The sequence below is a fragment of the Burkholderia sp. PR2 genome, assembly GCF_052372875.1.
GTDB classification, from domain to species: Bacteria; Pseudomonadota; Gammaproteobacteria; order Burkholderiales; family Burkholderiaceae; genus Burkholderia; species Burkholderia diffusa.
The window spans coordinates 852,544-867,982 of sequence record NZ_JBQRWH010000001.1; the positions used below are offsets into that span (position 1 = coordinate 852,544).

Consider the following 15,439-nt stretch of genomic DNA (forward strand, 5'->3'; position numbering starts at 1 on the left):
CTTGTTCCAATTGCGCCGCGATATTTTTTATGGTCTTGTTGCACGATCACGCGTCGACTCGAAAAAGGACGGCGGATGCAGTCGGGCCATTCATACGGGGTCCCTTTGATCAGGGGAATAGGCGCGCGCGAGCGTGGGCTTCGTGCCGTCCGTCGATTGCTCGTCCTGTTGGCGCTGGGCGTGTCATGCGTGCACGCGTTCGCCGCTTCTCCCGAGACCGTCAACGACAACGTACTGCGCGTCCTTGCATGGCCCGGCTATGCGGACAACGATGTCGTCAATGCATTTGAGACGCAATTCCATGTGCGCGTCGAAGTGACGTTCGTCGATTCCGACGAAGCGTTGTGGACGCGAATGCACAGCGCGTCGCCGCCGCCGTATGACGTGCTCGCGGCCAACACGGCCGAGATCCAGCGCTATGCGCGCGGCGACCTGCTCACACCCATCGATCTGTCCCAGATCCCCAACCGTCGACGGCAACTGCCGAATTTCCGGCAGCTCGCGACGATCGGCGGGCTCGTGCACAACGGCGCGACCTATGCGATTCCATTCACGTATTCGTCGATGGGACTGATCTACGATCGCAAGCAGGTGCCGGTCGCGCCACGTTCGATGCTGGAACTCTGGAACCCGCGTTACCGCGGCAAGGTGCTCGACTTCAACAGCGCGCAGCATAATTTTTCGTTCACCGCGCTTGCGCTCGGCTATCCCGACCCGTTTCACCTGTCGCCCGCGCAAACTCTTGCCGTCGCGCACAAGCTGGTCGACCTGCGACGCAACCTGCTCACGTATTACACGTTTCCTGAAGAGGCGACCGCGCTGTTCGTCCAGCATCGCGCGGCGCTGATGTTCGGCAACTACGGCACGCAGCAGGTCGAACAACTGCGTCGCGCCGGTGCGGATGTCGGCTACGTGATTCCGAACGAAGGCGCGCTCGCGTGGCTCGACTGCTGGGGCGTCACGCGCGGCGCGGAGCATCGCGAGCTCGCGTTCGCATGGATCAACTACATGCTCGAACCGGCGATCGGCGCGCTGCTGACCGAACGCCAGGGGCTCGCGAATACGCTCGAGCCGCCACCCGGTCTCGAGGCCGGCCACCAGCACCTCGTCTGGATCCAGCCGGTCGAGGACATCGCGCGGCGCGAGTCGCTGTGGAGCCGCATCGTTTCGGGCGATCGGCCGGAGCGGTTCGACAAATGATCAGGCTCGGGCTGACGTCGAAGCTGTCGGTGCTGTTCGCATGCATCGGCGTGATCGCGTCCGGCACGACCGGCTACTACACCTACCGCGCGAACCGGACGATGCTCGTGCAGGAAGCACAGCACAGCCTGCTGATGTCGACGCAATTGCTCGGACAGCGCTTCACGACCGCGCTGTCCGACGTGGCTGACGATGCGCTCGTGCTCGCGCAATTGCCGTCGGCGGCGCTCGTCGCGGGCGGCGGCGGCACCGATCGCGCGCCGCGCTCGCGGCTCGAGCAGGTGTATTTCAGCTTCATGAAGAACCACCCCGAATACCTGCAGGTTCGGCTGATCGCGCGCGGCGATTTCGGGCTCGAGCGCATCCGCGTCGATCGCGACGCACACGGCATCGTCGTGCTGCCGGAGAGTGCATTCCAGGAGAAAGGGCAGTTTTCCTACGTATTCGACACGCTTGCGACGGCGCCCGGTCACATCTACCTGTCGCCGATCGTGATCAATCACGAGACCGGCTCGCATGCGGCCGAAGGGCTGCCGATCCTGCGCGTGGGCACGCCGGTCGTCGACCAGGCCGGCGTGGTCGTCGGTGCGCTGGTCGTCGACGTCGAGTTGTCGCGCATGTTCGATCGGCTCGAGCGCGACCTGCCGCAAGACTACGTGGTGTTCCTCGCGAACGAGTGGGGCGACTTCCTCGTGCACCCCGATCCGTCGCAGATCTTCGGCTTCGATCGCGGGCGGCGCGTGCTGATGCAGGACAGCTTTCCCGACACGCGGCTGCTGTTCGCCGGGACGCGCACGAACGTGACGCTCAATGGTCTCGCGCAGCCCGACGAAGTACCGGGCGAGATGCTCGCGTTCGTGCGCACGCCGTTCGGCAAGAACGAGGGCAACCGCTTCGTCGTGCTCGGCATGGCGCGTCCGCTCACGGACGTGCTGGCGCCGGCCGGGATGCTCGGCGAACGGATCATCCGGATGGTGTTCCTGATGAGCCTGGCAGCGGTGATTCTCGCGATCCTGTTCGCGCGTGCGATCACGCGTCCGTTGCAGATGCTCGCGCGCGCGGCGACCCACGTGTTCGACGATCCGGCCGCCGAACGATTGCCCGTTGCGCGGGCCGACGAAATCGGCGTGCTGGCGCGCTGTTTCGACTGCATGCGCGTCGAGATTCGCACGCAGGTCGCGATGCTGCGCGCGAAGCAACTGGAGCTCACACACCTCGCCGGTCACGATCCGCTGACCGGCCTGCCGAACCGCCTGTTGTTCATGGAGCATCTCGATGCCGCGATCCGGCATGCGGCCGCGGAGCGCGAGGGGCTGGCGGTGATGTTCGTCGATCTCGACCGCTTCAAGCAGATCAACGACCAGCACGGGCACGCGGCCGGCGATCGCACGCTCGTCGCGGTCGCGAAACGGCTGAGCCTCGTGCTGCGCAGCGGTGACATGGCCGCGCGGCTCGGCGGTGACGAATTCATCGTGCTGATTTCGGAGGTGCGATCGCCGGCGGTGATCGGCGATATCGCGTCGCGTATCCAGATCGTGATGGCCGAGGAACTGGAGTTCGGCGACCGTCACCTGGCCGTGGGCGCGAGCATCGGTGTCAGCGAATATCCGGTCGATGGCGCGTCGGCGGAGGAACTGCTGGTCAAGGCCGACGCGGCGATGTACGCGGCCAAGGCGTCCGCGCAGTGCGCGTGCGTGCGTTACCAGGAACTGCTGGGCGGCGGCGGCGCGGATGCGGGCGCCCGCATAGCGGCGGGCGGCGGCCGCTGACGGCGGGCCGGTCCAGCGTGCCGCGCAAATGCGACGAGCCCGTCACGGGACGGGCTCGCCGGATCCGGGTGGACTGCGCGCGATGCGCGCGGCGGCGGGCTTAGTGGCCGAAGTAGACCGAGTCGCGCGCGTTGTGCACCTTGACTGCCGGTGCGCCGCCCTGGACGACCGGGGCCGGTTGCGCGCCGTAGCCGCTGGCGTCGGCGGCCTGCACGCGCGCTTGCGCGGCCTGGATGTCGGCCGGGTAGTGCGGGCTCGACTGGCTCGGCTTGTAGCCGGCGTTTTCGAGCTGGACGAGTTCGTTGCGCACTTGCGCGCGGGTTACGGTGCTTTGGGCGAAGGCGCCGAACGAAGCGGACAGGGCAACAGCGGCAACGACTGCGGAAACGAGCGATTTCATGATGACCTCCGATGTTCTATTGAGTTCGCCGGCGACACCATGTCGTAAGCGATTGATTACATCGTAGGCGTCGGCCGATTCAGGGTAAACGTGAATTCCGACTAAAGATCGTTGCAAACGGGATAATAATCCCAGCGGAAATCCGATCCGTCCCTGTTCCGTGCCGCGGGAATTGCAGACCGGTGGCGGGCGGGAGCGGCAAGGCGCCGCGCATGGGCGAACACCCGGCGGCGGGCGCCGGCAGGTGGGACGGGACGGGGGCGTTGCCGGATCAGACGCCGTCGGCGTCGTCGATCTCCTTGCGCTCGCGGCGTTCTTCGTTGCCGCGGCGCGCCCGCAGGCGCTGGCGCGACAGGACCGCGATCACCTGCTGGGTGGGCGCGCCGGACGGCAGCTCGTTGCGGATGCGATCGGGCACCATCGGCAGGCCCGCGCGCTGCCGGCGCAGTGCCTTCGCGATTGCCCGGCGGCATTCGTCCCCGTGGCAATCCCATTCATCGCGGATTCTCTGGCAATAACGGCATTGTTCCATCGAGACAGTCTAACGCGTCCTGGGGATCGGGGCTGAAGGGGGAACGGACCGTGACGGGGCCGGCGGGCGGCCGACGTCATTTCGCGTTTGCATGCGGGCTGTCGACCTGCGCGACGGGCGATGCCGCGTGCCGGAAGACGCCCGACTTCCAGATCATCTGGGACGCGGCGACGAGCACGAACAGCAGGACGACCATCCGGAATACGCGCGGTGACATTTTGTCCCGCAGCGGGCGAACGAGCCACATGCCGGCGATGGCGGGCAGGCTGGCCGCGGCCGAAATCGCGTGGTCGGCGGCGCTCGCGTGTGCGGCGCCGCTGAACGTCGTGATCAGTGTGACGATCGACACCACGAGGATGATCGCGATTTGCTTCGTGAACGCGCGGCCGGTCGCGCCGGATGAAATCAGGTAGGTGGCGAGCAGCGGCCCCGGCACCGACGCGATGCTCTCCATCAGCGCCGCGCCGAACCCGAGCGCGAACCCGACCGGCTTTTGCCATGCCTCCGGCAGGTTCAGCTTCGGCGCGCTCAGCATCAGCGCCGCGGCGACGATCAGCAGCGCACCCGACGCGGCCTGTGCGTGGCCCGCGTTCAGCGACAGGAGAATCGCGACGCCGACGACGTTGCCGAGCACGGTGCCCGCGATCGGTGCGGCGATCTTGCGTGCGGTCGCCAGGACCTCGCCGCCTTCCAGCGCCTGCGGGATGTTGCCGAGGATGATCGGCATCGACAGCAGCAGCACCGCATGCCGGATCGGCAGGAACTGGTTCAGGATCGGCATCGCCACCAGCGGAACGCCGATGCCAGTGATCCCCTTGACCATCCCGCCGAGCAGCAGTGCGACGGCGATGCCGATCAGGTCGAGCAGCGCGAGCCCGTGCAGGCTGGACACCAATACACCTTCAGTCAGATCGAGATGAGTCATCGGGAGCAGGTCGAGACATGAGCGGCGGCGGGGCGGTCGACGGCACCCGTTGCGGGTGCGTGCGATGGCGCACGCCGTTGTTTGGTTTTGCGTCGAACCGGTCGCCCGTTGCATCGTCCGCCGTCGGCATTCGACAGGGAGGCTTCGGCGCGTTGGCGCAAGCCCGCGCGTGCCACGGCGCCGGCGTTCGACACGGTTCGAGCTGAATCTTACCCGAGCGCGACGCGGGGCATCGGGCGCGGTCGTGGGGCCGCGCCCGTCGAATATCGTTGGAGCACTTCAATACACTTCATGGTACGTGGCTCTATCATGTGGAAAATACATGGACAGAAACAAGGAGGCGAGATGACGCTTGCGCAGTTGCAGGCCCTGGCGGCCGTGGTCGAACTCGGCTCGCTGACGGCCGCGGCCGAGCGGCTCAGTCGCAGTCAATCCGCGATCAGTCATGCGTTGACCGAACTGGAGGACATCACCGAGGTCAAGCTGCTGTTGCGCGACCGCCAGCCGGTCGTCCTGACTGCTGCCGGCGAACGCCTGTGGCCGTACGTGCAGAACGTGGTTCGCGAGGCACAGACGCTGCGCCAGCAGTTCGGCCTGTCGCGCGGCAAGCTCGAAGGGCGGCTGGTGGTCGCGTCGCTGCCGAGCGTTTCGCTCGCATTCGTCGTACCCGCGCTCGAGGCGTTGAAGGCGGCGCACAACGGCGTGACGGCGGTACTGCTCGAAGGCACGGACGCGGAGGTCGAAGGATGGCTCGACGACGGCACCGCCGACGTCGGCGTGGTCGCCGGCACGAAGACCTTCGCGAACAATCTGCCGCTGCTCGACGAGGATTTCGTCGCGGTGGCAGCGAACGGCATGTTCGACGGCCGCAAGAGCGTGTCCGCGAAGCTGTTGTCCGCGATGCCGTTCGTTTTCTCGAAGGCGGGGTGCGGGCCGGTCATCGCGGATTACTTCGCGCGCAACGGTGCGTCGCTTCGCGCCGCGTTCAACGTGGTCGAGATGCGGACCATCCTGTCGATGGCGGAGGCGGGAATGGGCGTGTCGATCGTCCCGCGCATCACGCTCACCTACACCCGGTTCGGCGGCCGGGTGCTGGAGCTGTCGCCCAGGCTGCGCCGTTCAGTGCGGCTGTCGTGGAACGCGACCGGCAATGCGGTCGCAGACGCATTCGTCAAGCTGGTGGACGCCCAGCGCGCGAAGGCGGGAAAGGCGATTCAGGTGCGAGCGAGAAAGGGAAAGTAACGCGTCGGCAGCGCGATGAGGGGATGAAGCGCGTTCATGGGCGACTTGCAGTTTATTCATGCCGGAAGCCGTCGACATGCAATACATTGTGGGTCACTCGCCCTGACTTCACTGCCTCGAAGGAGACCGCCGTGCCGGCCTTGCCCACCCTGATTGCTTTCGGACTCGTGTCGCTCGGCATGGTCCTGACGCCCGGCCCGAACATGATCTACCTGATCTCCCGCTCGATCTGCCAGGGCCGCCGCGCGGGGCTGGTGTCGCTCGGCGGCGTCGCGCTGGGGTTCGTGTTCTACATGTTCTGCGCGGCATTCGGCCTTACCGCGCTGGTGCTGACCGTGCCATACGCGTATGACGTGCTGCGTTTCGCCGGCGCGCTGTACCTGGCATATCTCGCGTGGCAGGCGCTCAAGCCGGGCGGCCGCTCCGCGTTTCAGGTGCGGCAGCTGCCGCCCGAGAGCGGCGTGCGACTCTTCACGATGGGCTTCGTCACCAACCTCGCGAACCCGAAGATCGCGGTGATGTACCTGTCGCTGCTGCCGCAGTTCATTTCGCCGGGGCACGGCAGCGTGCTCGCGCAATCGCTGGCTCTGGGTTGCGTGCAGATCGCGGTCAGCGTCAGCGTCAACGCGCTGATCGCGAGCATGGCCGGCTCGATCGCGGGGTTCCTTGCCGGTCGGCCGGCCTGGGCACGGGGGCAGCGCTGGTTGATGGGGACCGTGCTGGCCGGACTGGCCGTGCGTATCGCGCTGGAATCGCGAAGCTAGCCGGTGGAACGGCTAGCGGAGGCAATCGACGTACCGATGCGCATGCAACCTTCGGCGGACGAACGGGTGCAGCCGATCCGCGTGAAGCAGGCCGTCGCGCATTCGCCGTGCCGGTAAGTGGACGGTGCGCGTTGCGCACGATGTCCCGCACGAGCCGGCCCCGGCCGCCCGCCGCGCGATCGCGCGCCGCGGGCGGCCGCCGCGTCAGCGCTCGCCGCGCTTCTTGCTCAGCTCGATCGTCTCGAACAGCTCGTACTGCGCGGTCGGGTGCTGATCCGCGCCCGGCGCGTGGTAATAGCGCATCGTGATCGTCGTGTGGCCGCCCGGCTTGCCCGGATCGTGGTCGAACACGGCGATCCCGTAGCCCGTGCCCGTATCGCGGCGCGCGGACCAGATCGCATCCTCGAGCGCATCGGCCGGCTCGCGCACGAACGTGTTCGGCGCGGTGCCCGACACCGGCCGGTTCGGTTTCGTGAAGACCTTGGCCTGCGCAAAGCCGGTCGCCGGGTTTTCGCCGTACACGTCGAGCGGCGCACTGGTGCCGCCGCCGCCGAGAATCAGGTGAATCGTGCCGTGGCTCGTGTCGAACGTCGTGCTGTTCGGGTCGGTCGACCCGACCGGACGCGGCTGCAGCGTCTCGACGACTTCGCCGGTCGAGGCATCGACGCCCGCGCGGTGATTGCAGCCGCGCACCGGGTAGCTGCGCTCGTAGTCGTGATCGTGACCGCACAGCACGAGGTCGACACCATAACGGTCGAACAGCGGCAGCCATGCCTCGCGAATGCCCTTGTCGGAGCCGTTGCCCGTCTTCGACGAGCTCAGCGCGTCCTGGTGCATTTGCACGACGATCCAGTCGATGTCGTCATCGTGGGACGCGTGACGCAGCGTGTGCTCGAGCCAGCGCGTCTGCTCGCCGTTGCTGTAGCCGCGTACGTAGAACGACGTGCCCGGGTCGATCGGCGCGCGGCCGGTGCTCGCGGCCGGCACGAGCGGATTCGGGCCGCCGACGAATGCGGCCGCATCCTGGTACACGACGTCGTCGGCGTCGAGCGAGATGAACAGCACCGAGCTCACGCGGAAGCTGTACCAGCGGCCCGGAAAGCGCGTGCCGTTCTCCGGGAGCATGTAGCGCGCGAGATACGAGTCGAGCCCCTGCGGGCCGTTGTTGAATTCGATTTCGTGATTGCCCGGGCATGGCATCCACGGGCGGTTCGCAGCGGACGTCTGGTTGTTGTTGCCGAAGTCGCGCCACACCTCCGGCTGATGCGCGGGGTTCAGGTTCGCGTAGCAGAGGTCGCCGTTCAGCAGGTGGAACAGCGGCTGGAACTGCTCGACGGCCTGCACCGCGAAGCGGCTTTGCGGCGACGACAGCACCCACGCGCCGTTCGGCGTCGCGAGGTCGCCGTAGCTCGTGAAGCGGAACGGCGCGCGCCCGCGCGGCGCGGTCGTGAAGGTCGCGGCAAACGGCTGCGCGGCGTTGCTGTCGTTGTCGGCCGTCAGTTCATAGCGGTAGCGCGTGTTCGGCTTCAGGCCGTGCACCCGTGCGTGGTACGTGAACACGGTTTCGCCGTTCAGGCCGTCGGTGTAGATGCGCTGCACGCCGTGCACGGTGCGTGCCGGTTCGCCGTCGGCGACGATCCGCGCGCGCGGATTGACGGCCGGTGCGAGCGACGCCCAGGAGATCGCGACTTCCGAAGTTGGGTCGCTGCCCCATGTCAGGTGCACCTGCTCGGGCGTGCCGTCCGGATTCGACCCGGCGGCGCGGGCGGCCGCGAGCCCGCCCGCGGCGGTGGCGAGGCTGGAGACGCCGGCCAGTTTCAGGAAGCCGCGACGCGATACGGAAGCGGCCGGCTCGTTCGACTCGGCGGGGAGGTTTTCCTGGTTCGACATGATCGTATTTTCGTTGAATGACACGCGAGATGCGGAACTGCCCGGCCGTGCGCGAGCGCGTCGGGGGCGTGGGCCGGAAACGAGCGGGATCCCGGTGACACGCATTGTCGAAGTTCAGTTTTGCCGGGTTGTGACAGACGGTAATCGATGCGAGGGCCCGATGCGTCGATGGCGCGCGCGGCGTTGCCGTCACGGCGGAAATTTTTTTGCGTGTGTCGCGACGGATTTTTTTGCATGCGTCGTTTAACGAACGAACGGCCACTTCCGGCCGGGAAACGATGCTTCGGAGTCTTGCATGAAACTTTCCATTTCATTACGGTTTGCCGCGGGATGCGTGGCCGCGCTGGCGACGTCCGCCGCATTCGCGCAGGCCGTCATCGTCGCACCGGTCGCACCGCCGCCGCCGCGCGTCGAAGTGATGCCGGCGCCGCGCGCGGGCTACGTATGGGATCAGGGCCACTGGCATTGGCGCCACGGCCGCTACGTGTGGATCCCAGGTCACTGGCAAGTGGTACGTGCCGGCTATCACTGGGTGCCCGGACACTGGGCCGCGCGCGGCCCGAACTGGCGCTGGGTGCCGGGCCACTGGGCCTGACGCGCAGGGCGCCGCGCGGCGTGCAGTGTCCGCGCGGCGGGACTTCCACACAACCTCATCGGTCGAGCCATGCCTTTTCGAACCATCGTGATCCTGACAGCCGCGGCCATCGTGCTGGCCGGCTGCGTCGTGGTGCCGGCGCGCCCGGTGTATTACCGGCCCGCGCCGGTCGTCGTATATTGATCGCGCCGGCCGGCGGGCGATCGACAGGATCGATATGCCGTTCGAACCGGATCTCGACGAAATCGACCGGGCCGATCCCGGGCGCGGCGCACCAAGTGTCGAAGAAGCGCCGGTCCGATGCATGCAAGGAGAGCACGACGATGAGTTTCAGCCGGACAACGGGCGCAACCGCCGGCAGCATGCGGCGTTCGCACCGCGCATCGCGGAGCGGCCTGCGTTGAGCGACGCCGATCCGGACGCGGAACTCGTCGCGCGGGTTGGCGCGCGCGACGCGTCGGCCGTGCGTGCGCTCGTCGCACGCAAACTGCCGCGCTTGCTCGCGCTCGCGACACGCATGCTCGGCGACCGGACCGAAGCCGAAGACGTTGCGCAGGAAACCTTCCTGCGGATCTGGAATCACGCGCCGCGCTGGCGGGATGGCGAAGCGCGCTTCGACACGTGGCTGCATCGCGTCGTGCTGAACCTGTGCTACGACCGCTTGCGCGGGCGGCGCGAGGAGCCGGTCGACGCATTGCCCGACATGCCCGACCCGCAACCCGAGCCGGCCGCGCACGCGGAGTTGCGCTCGCGCGACGCGCGCGTGCGCGAGGCGCTCGCCGCGTTGCCGCCAAGGCAGCGGGAAGCGCTCGTGCTCCAGTACTATCAGGACATGTCGAACGTTGAAGCGGCGAACCTGATGGGCATCACCGTCGATGCGCTGGAAAGCCTGCTCGCGCGCGCAAGGCGCAACCTGCGCGCGCAACTGGCCGGCGACCCACCTAGCGAGGACAAGCGATGACACCCGAAAGATTCCGTACCATCGTCGCCGCGTACGGCTCGGATGCGCGGCGCTGGCCGCAAGACGAACGCGCGGCGGCCGAAGCGTGGGCGCATGCGCATCCGCGCGACGCGCTGGAGGCGCTCGACGATGCCGCCGAGCTCGATGCCTGGCTCATGCAGGACACGGTCGCGCCGCCGGCGCCGGCGCTCGTCGAACGCATCGTCGCGTCGGCGCCGGTGCCACAACGTGCGCGGCGCCGGGGCAGGGTGTGGTGGTCGGGCGCGGCATTCGCGGGTGTCGGGCTGGCCGGCGCGTTGGCCGGCGCGGTGGCCGTGTCGATGCTGATGCTCGGCAGCGCGCCGATCGCGCAACACGAACCGGGCTACCTGACGACGACGTTCGGCGGCCCGAGCATCGACGGAGGCGACGAATGAGCGAACGCGGCTGGAAATTGTTGCTCGTCGGGTCGGTCGTGCTGAACGTGTTCATGCTCGGCGCGATTGGCGGCGGCGCATATCAGTGGTTCTCGACGCATCGCGACCTGCATGGAACGGGGATGCCCGGACAGCGCACGGCGTTGCGGTTCGCCGCGGACGGATTGTCCGATGCGCGTCAGCGGGCGTTCGCGGCGGCGCTGAAGGCGGCGCGCAAGGACGCTCGGGATTTCGCGCGGGAAGGGCGCGATGGGCGGATCACGGTGCTCGATCTGCTGGCCGCGCCGCAGCTCGATCGTCCGGCGATCGATGCGGCGCTCGATCGGACGCGAGCGGCCGATAGTGCGTTGCGAGGGCAAGTCGAGCGCAGTGTCGTCGATTTCGCGGCGACGCTCACGCCGGACGAGCGCGCGAAGTTCGTCGACGGGTTGCGGCGTAGCGGGAACTGGCGGTTGCCGGCGAGATTGCAGAAGCAGCAGGGAGCGGCGGGAAACGAGTAAGCCACACGTCGTCCAGTGACGGCACGGAATGACCGTTCACGCCGATACCTGTCCCGGGATTATGATGGCCCGATCGGCAGCACATTCCCGATGAACGCACCGCAACGCGAGGCGGCAATCTCGAGAGCCGCGGCAAGGACGAGCCATGGATCGAAGCGAAGACTTTATCGTGCGCACCATGTCGGCCAGTGAAGTGGCCATGTCGGTCGAATGGGCGGCCGCGGAAGGGTGGAACCCTGGCCGGCACGACGCGCGGTGTTTCAGGGAAGCGGACCCGGCCGGTTTCTTCGTCGGCATCTGGCGCGGCGAGCCGGCCGCTTGCCTCGCGGCGGTGGCTTATGACGAACACTTCGGCTTCATCGGTCTCTACATCGTGAAACCGGAGTTTCGCGGCAAAGGCCTCGGCATGCGCATCTGGCAGCACGGCATGCGTTACCTTGGAGAACGAAACATCGGCCTGGACGGTGTCGTTGCCCAGCAGGCGAATTACAGGAAGTCAGGGTTCCGGCTCGCGTATCGCAACATCCGCTATCAGGGGCGCGTGGGCGGCATCGGGTGCGCGCAGGTTGCGGCAGCGGCCGACGTACCGTTCGAGCAGTTGCTCGCCTACGATCGCCGGTGTTTTCCGGCGGCGCGCGAGCGTTTCGTCTCCGTCTGGATCGCGCAGCCGGATGCCGTGGCGCTCGCGACCATCGACGCGGGCCGTGTTGCCGGATACGGTGTCGTGCGCCGCTGCCACGCGGGCTGCAAGATCGGCCCGCTCTTTGCCGATGACGCCGATGTCGCGACGGGGCTGTTTCGTGCGCTGGCGTCGCGCATGCCCGGCGAGGTGATCGTGCTCGACGTGCCGGAAACGAACCCCGCAGCCGTCGCGCTGGCGGAAGGTCACGGTATGTCGAGCGTGTTCGAGACCGCGCGGATGTATACGAAGGAAGCGCCCGCGATTGCGATCGACCGCGTGTTCGGGGTGACGTCTTTCGAGCTCGGGTGATCGTCGCGAGCATGGCCGGCCCGGAACGGACGCCGGATTTGCACATGCGTCTGCCGACGTGACGCCGTCTCCTGGCTACTTCTCGAACCAGTTTTCGAACTCGGTGTGGTTCTGGTTGAACGCCTTGGCGTCGGACACCGTTTCCGCGCGCACGATGCCGTGGATGCCACGGGCACCGGCGCGGGCCGCCATCAATGCTCCTTTTTCCTACCGGCCGGTGGTTGCGATCGATCCGGCGATCGGGCAGCGCAAGCGACTGCTCGACGCCAGTTGAAAGCCGCGTGCAAGAAGCGGCAGATTCGACGTCTACGAGCCAAACCGGAAATATTTCGTCCATGCAGCGACGGATTTCCCGCCAGCCACCGTTAAACACGGGTACGCATCGCGAGAGCCCCCGTCATGGACCATCCGAACGACATCTCACCGGCCGCCATCGCGCTGAACCGTTTCGGCCTCGGCGCGCGGCCCGACGAAGCGCCGCCTGTCGATCCGAAGGCCGCGCTGGTCGCCCAGTTCGACCGTTACGACGCACGGCCGGCCGCATGGGCTGGCGAACCCGACGCGATCACGCTCGCCACGCGCTTCGCGACGGCCCGCAACGCGATGACGAGCGACGACGCGGCGGCCAGACGTGCAACCGAGCAGTCGATCCGCCGCGACGGCTACGACGCATATCGCAGCGCGGTCGCCGCACGACTGAACGGCGCGCTCGTCACGCCCGCGCCGTTCGTCGAGCGTCTGGTGCATTTCTGGGCGAACCATTTCGCGGTGTCGGTCGACAAGGGGCAGGTGGCCGCGTATGCGGGCGCATTCGAGCGCGATGCGATCCGCCCGCACGTGCTCGGCCGCTTCGAGGACATGCTCGTCGCCGTCGAGCAGCATCCCGCAATGCAACTGTTCCTCGACCAGGCGCGCTCGGTCGGCCCCGACAGCCCGGCCGCGCTGCGCGCCGAAGCCCGCAATCCGGCGGCGCGACGCGGCCTCAACGAGAACCTCGCGCGCGAAATCATGGAACTGCATACGCTCGGCGTGCGGACCGGCTACACACAAGCGGACGTGACGGAATTCGCGCGCGCGCTGACCGGCTGGAGCATCGCGGGCGGACGCGGGCCGCAGCCCGGCGATGCGGCGCCGGGCGCGTTCGTGTTCCGTCCGAAGCTGCACGAACCGGGCGCACGCACGGTGATGGGACGCACCTACGACCAGCCGGGCGAAGCGCAGGCACGCGCGATCCTGGCCGACCTGGCACGTTCGCCCGCGACGGGCCGGCATATCGCGTTCCAGCTCGCCCGCCATTTCGTCGCCGACAATCCGCCGCCTGCGCTCACCGACCGGCTCGCCCGCGCATTCGAGACGAGCGGCGGCGATTTGCCGACCGTCTATCGCGCGCTGGTCGATGCGCCAGACGCCTGGGCGCCGGTCAATCGCAAGTTCAAGACGCCGTGGGAGTGGGCCGTGTCGTCGCTGCGCGGGCTCGGCTGGCGCGACGCGGGCGACCTGAAGGTCGCGCCGCTGCTCGCGCAACTCGGCCAGCCGGTATGGCGGCCCGGATCGCCGGCCGGCTACGACGACGTCGCCGCGAGCTGGGCCGCGCCCGACGCGCTGGTGCGCCGCGTCGAGATCGCGCAGCGGCTGGCTGCACGCACGGGCGACCGGCTCGACCCGCGCACGCTCGGCAATACGCTGCTGGCCGGCTCGCTGAGCGCGTCGACGGCGACCGCGCTGTCGCGTGCCGAAAGCGCGACCACGTCGCTCGCGCTGCTGCTCGTGTCGCCCGATTTCCAACGGAGATGAACATGGCCCGATCCTTGACTCGTCGACATTTCCTGAGCATCGCCGCGGCCGGTGCGGGCGCGATCCTCGTCGCGCCGCGCATCGTGTTCGCGAACGTCGAAACCGACCGGCGCTTCGTGTTCGTGATCCAGCGCGGCGCCGCCGACGGGTTGAACATCGTCGTCCCGTATGCGGAACCGGCGTATGCGTCGCTGCGCGGCCCGCTGGCGATCGACGCTGCGGCGGCGACACGCATCGACGGCATGTTCGCGCTTCATCCGTCGCTCGTGCGGACCGCGCAGATGTTTCGGGACAAGCAGGCGCTGTTCGTCCACGCGATTGCGTCGCCGTATCGCGACCGCTCGCATTTCGACGGCCAGAACGTGCTGGAGACGGGCGGGCGCGCGCCGTACCAGGTGAGGGACGGCTGGCTCAACCGGCTCGCCGCGATGTTGCCGGCGACGCGCGACCGCGCGATCGCGTTCGCGCCGACGGTGCCGCTCGCGTTGCGCGGCAGCGTGCAGGCCGCGTCGTATGCGGCGTCCGGTCTGCCGGCCGCGCCGGACGACCTGCTCGCGCGCGTATCGGCGCTTTACGAGGCCGACGCGCAGCTCGGGCCGCTGTGGCAGTCGGCGATGGCCGCGCGGGGCCTCGCCGGCGATGCGCATGCGCGCCAGGATCCGGCGGGCGTCGGCAAGCTTGCGGCGACGTTTCTCGCGCGCAGCGACGGCCCGCGGATCGCGATGATCGAGACGGGCGGCTGGGACACGCACAGCGCGCAGAACGCGCGGCTCGCGAATCAGTTGAAGGCACTCGACACGATGCTCGCCGCATTGCGCGACGGACTCGGGCCGGTGTGGCAGCAGACCACGGTGCTCGTCGCGACCGAGTTCGGCCGCACGGCCGCCGCGAACGGCACGGGCGGCACCGATCACGGGCAGGCGTCGGTCGCGATGCTGGCGGGCGGGGCGGTCGCGGGCGGGCGCGTGATCGCCGAGTGGCCAGGCTTGCGGCCGGGCGACCTGTACGAAGGACGCGACCTGAAGCCGACCGCGTCGCTCGATGCGCTGATCGCGGGCGCGGCCGCCGAAAGCCTGCGGCTCGATCCCGGCCATACCGCGGCCGCGCTGTTCGCGCAAAGCGGCGCGACGCGGCCGATGACGGGCCTCGTTCGCGGAACCGCATGACGCGCGGCATGCGCGCGCTCGCATCCGCCAGCCGATTACATATGACACAACAGGGAGAATCGACGATGAAGATCCGATCCGTATCGCTTGCCGTGTTGGCGACGACGAGTGCCGTGCTGATGTCCGCGTGCGTGGTGGAACCGGCGCGGCCGCCGCAGCCCGCGCCGGTCGTCGAGGTGGCGCCGCCGCCGCCGGCGCCCGGTTATCGCTGGGCGAAGGGCCATTACCGCTGGGCCGGCAATCACTGGGCGTGGGTGCCCGGACATTGGGTGGCCGTGTATTGAAGCGCGTGAA

Annotated in this window: 16 protein-coding genes; 12 read left to right on the forward strand and 4 right to left on the reverse strand. The window is 68.2% G+C overall.

Annotated features, from left to right (window positions below; all coding sequences use genetic code 11):
• Positions 1 to 75 precede the first annotated feature (75 nt).
• Both ACT2FV_RS03810 and ACT2FV_RS03815 read left to right on the forward strand, forming a co-directional pair.
• Positions 76 to 1,200, forward strand: a complete 1,125-nt coding sequence (locus ACT2FV_RS03810) for an extracellular solute-binding protein (RefSeq protein ID WP_124622890.1) — start codon at positions 76 to 78, stop codon at positions 1,198 to 1,200.
• On the forward strand, positions 1,197 to 2,969 hold the full coding sequence (locus ACT2FV_RS03815; protein WP_444503240.1) for a diguanylate cyclase domain-containing protein: 1,773 nt from the start codon (positions 1,197 to 1,199) through the stop codon (positions 2,967 to 2,969). Before ACT2FV_RS03810 ends, ACT2FV_RS03815 begins: the two co-directional genes overlap by 4 nt.
• Positions 2,970 to 3,069: 100 nt before the next feature.
• Here ACT2FV_RS03815 and ACT2FV_RS03820 read toward each other — a convergent pair whose 3' ends face one another.
• The 3 genes from ACT2FV_RS03820 to ACT2FV_RS03830 form a co-directional block, all read right to left on the reverse strand.
• Positions 3,070 to 3,369, reverse strand: coding sequence for a DUF4148 domain-containing protein (locus tag ACT2FV_RS03820; RefSeq protein WP_059600568.1), 300 nt, complete (start codon positions 3,367 to 3,369; stop codon positions 3,070 to 3,072).
• A gap of 271 nt (positions 3,370 to 3,640) precedes the next feature.
• Positions 3,641 to 3,901 carry a hypothetical protein gene (locus tag ACT2FV_RS03825; protein WP_006760082.1) on the reverse strand — a complete coding sequence of 87 codons (261 nt, stop codon included), beginning with the start codon at positions 3,899 to 3,901 and terminating at the stop codon, positions 3,641 to 3,643.
• A gap of 76 nt (positions 3,902 to 3,977) precedes the next feature.
• On the reverse strand, positions 3,978 to 4,826 hold the full coding sequence (locus ACT2FV_RS03830) for a sulfite exporter TauE/SafE family protein (RefSeq protein WP_444503241.1): 849 nt from the start codon (positions 4,824 to 4,826) through the stop codon (positions 3,978 to 3,980).
• 345 nt (positions 4,827 to 5,171) lie between these two features.
• Between ACT2FV_RS03830 and ACT2FV_RS03835 the strand changes: the two genes are divergently transcribed.
• Together ACT2FV_RS03835 and ACT2FV_RS03840 are read left to right on the forward strand one after the other, a co-directional pair.
• Complete coding sequence (locus ACT2FV_RS03835; RefSeq protein ID WP_444503242.1) at positions 5,172 to 6,068, forward strand: LysR family transcriptional regulator; 897 nt, start codon at positions 5,172 to 5,174, stop codon at positions 6,066 to 6,068.
• A 131-nt stretch (positions 6,069 to 6,199) separates the two neighbouring features.
• Entirely contained in the window at positions 6,200 to 6,832 is a 633-nt protein-coding gene (locus ACT2FV_RS03840; RefSeq protein ID WP_444503243.1) for a LysE family translocator, read from the forward strand.
• A gap of 204 nt (positions 6,833 to 7,036) precedes the next feature.
• Here ACT2FV_RS03840 and ACT2FV_RS03845 read toward each other — a convergent pair whose 3' ends face one another.
• A complete protein-coding gene (locus ACT2FV_RS03845; RefSeq protein ID WP_444503244.1) occupies positions 7,037 to 8,722 on the reverse strand; it encodes a purple acid phosphatase family protein in 1,686 nt (561 codons plus the stop codon).
• Positions 8,723 to 9,017: 295 nt separating this feature from the next.
• Here ACT2FV_RS03845 and ACT2FV_RS03850 point away from each other — a divergent pair, with 295 nt between their 5' ends.
• From ACT2FV_RS03850 to ACT2FV_RS03885, 8 genes are all read left to right on the forward strand, one after another.
• Positions 9,018 to 9,317 (forward strand): YXWGXW repeat-containing protein, encoded by a 300-nt coding sequence (locus ACT2FV_RS03850; RefSeq protein WP_059600563.1) that lies wholly within the window; start codon positions 9,018 to 9,020, stop codon positions 9,315 to 9,317.
• 217 nt (positions 9,318 to 9,534) lie between these two features.
• A complete protein-coding gene (locus ACT2FV_RS03855) occupies positions 9,535 to 10,278 on the forward strand; it encodes an RNA polymerase sigma factor (protein WP_151047278.1) in 744 nt (247 codons plus the stop codon).
• Positions 10,275 to 10,694 (forward strand): hypothetical protein, encoded by a 420-nt coding sequence (locus tag ACT2FV_RS03860; protein ID WP_124903908.1) that lies wholly within the window; start codon positions 10,275 to 10,277, stop codon positions 10,692 to 10,694. The genes ACT2FV_RS03855 and ACT2FV_RS03860 overlap by 4 nt, the downstream gene beginning before the upstream one ends.
• On the forward strand, positions 10,691 to 11,194 hold the full coding sequence (locus ACT2FV_RS03865) for a periplasmic heavy metal sensor (protein ID WP_124622875.1): 504 nt from the start codon (positions 10,691 to 10,693) through the stop codon (positions 11,192 to 11,194). The genes ACT2FV_RS03860 and ACT2FV_RS03865 overlap by 4 nt, the downstream gene beginning before the upstream one ends.
• 145 nt (positions 11,195 to 11,339) lie before the next feature.
• A complete protein-coding gene (locus ACT2FV_RS03870) occupies positions 11,340 to 12,185 on the forward strand; it encodes a GNAT family N-acetyltransferase (protein WP_151047274.1) in 846 nt (281 codons plus the stop codon).
• A 399-nt stretch (positions 12,186 to 12,584) separates the two neighbouring features.
• The gene (locus ACT2FV_RS03875; RefSeq protein WP_444503245.1) at positions 12,585 to 13,979 is read left to right on the forward strand and encodes a DUF1800 domain-containing protein; all 1,395 of its coding nucleotides are present in this window, start codon (positions 12,585 to 12,587) and stop codon (positions 13,977 to 13,979) included.
• Positions 13,980 to 13,981: 2 nt separating this feature from the next.
• The gene (locus tag ACT2FV_RS03880) at positions 13,982 to 15,145 is read left to right on the forward strand and encodes a DUF1501 domain-containing protein (RefSeq protein WP_444503246.1); all 1,164 of its coding nucleotides are present in this window, start codon (positions 13,982 to 13,984) and stop codon (positions 15,143 to 15,145) included.
• Positions 15,146 to 15,210: 65 nt separating this feature from the next.
• A complete protein-coding gene (locus ACT2FV_RS03885; protein WP_059600556.1) occupies positions 15,211 to 15,429 on the forward strand; it encodes a YXWGXW repeat-containing protein in 219 nt (72 codons plus the stop codon).
• The last annotated feature ends 10 nt before the right edge of the window (positions 15,430 to 15,439 follow it).

What these genes read in the sequence shown, in the direction of transcription:
- ACT2FV_RS03870 (WP_151047274.1), top strand. Translation starts at nt 11,340, where the DNA reads ATGGATCGAAGCGAAGACTTTATCGTGCGCACCATGTCGGCCAGTGAA.
- ACT2FV_RS03820 (WP_059600568.1), bottom strand. Translation starts at nt 3,369, where the DNA reads ATGAAATCGCTCGTTTCCGCAGTCGTTGCCGCTGTTGCCCTGTCCGCT.
- ACT2FV_RS03825 (WP_006760082.1), bottom strand. Translation starts at nt 3,901, where the DNA reads ATGGAACAATGCCGTTATTGCCAGAGAATCCGCGATGAATGGGATTGC.
- ACT2FV_RS03865 (WP_124622875.1), top strand. Translation starts at nt 10,691, where the DNA reads ATGAGCGAACGCGGCTGGAAATTGTTGCTCGTCGGGTCGGTCGTGCTG.
- ACT2FV_RS03850 (WP_059600563.1), top strand. Translation starts at nt 9,018, where the DNA reads ATGAAACTTTCCATTTCATTACGGTTTGCCGCGGGATGCGTGGCCGCG.
- ACT2FV_RS03845 (WP_444503244.1), bottom strand. Translation starts at nt 8,722, where the DNA reads ATGTCGAACCAGGAAAACCTCCCCGCCGAGTCGAACGAGCCGGCCGCT.
- ACT2FV_RS03855 (WP_151047278.1), top strand. Translation starts at nt 9,535, where the DNA reads ATGCCGTTCGAACCGGATCTCGACGAAATCGACCGGGCCGATCCCGGG.
- ACT2FV_RS03830 (WP_444503241.1), bottom strand. Translation starts at nt 4,826, where the DNA reads ATGACTCATCTCGATCTGACTGAAGGTGTATTGGTGTCCAGCCTGCAC.
- ACT2FV_RS03815 (WP_444503240.1), top strand. Translation starts at nt 1,197, where the DNA reads ATGATCAGGCTCGGGCTGACGTCGAAGCTGTCGGTGCTGTTCGCATGC.
- ACT2FV_RS03835 (WP_444503242.1), top strand. Translation starts at nt 5,172, where the DNA reads ATGACGCTTGCGCAGTTGCAGGCCCTGGCGGCCGTGGTCGAACTCGGC.
- ACT2FV_RS03885 (WP_059600556.1), top strand. Translation starts at nt 15,211, where the DNA reads ATGAAGATCCGATCCGTATCGCTTGCCGTGTTGGCGACGACGAGTGCC.
- ACT2FV_RS03810 (WP_124622890.1), top strand. Translation starts at nt 76, where the DNA reads ATGCAGTCGGGCCATTCATACGGGGTCCCTTTGATCAGGGGAATAGGC.
- ACT2FV_RS03860 (WP_124903908.1), top strand. Translation starts at nt 10,275, where the DNA reads ATGACACCCGAAAGATTCCGTACCATCGTCGCCGCGTACGGCTCGGAT.
- ACT2FV_RS03875 (WP_444503245.1), top strand. Translation starts at nt 12,585, where the DNA reads ATGGACCATCCGAACGACATCTCACCGGCCGCCATCGCGCTGAACCGT.
- ACT2FV_RS03880 (WP_444503246.1), top strand. Translation starts at nt 13,982, where the DNA reads ATGGCCCGATCCTTGACTCGTCGACATTTCCTGAGCATCGCCGCGGCC.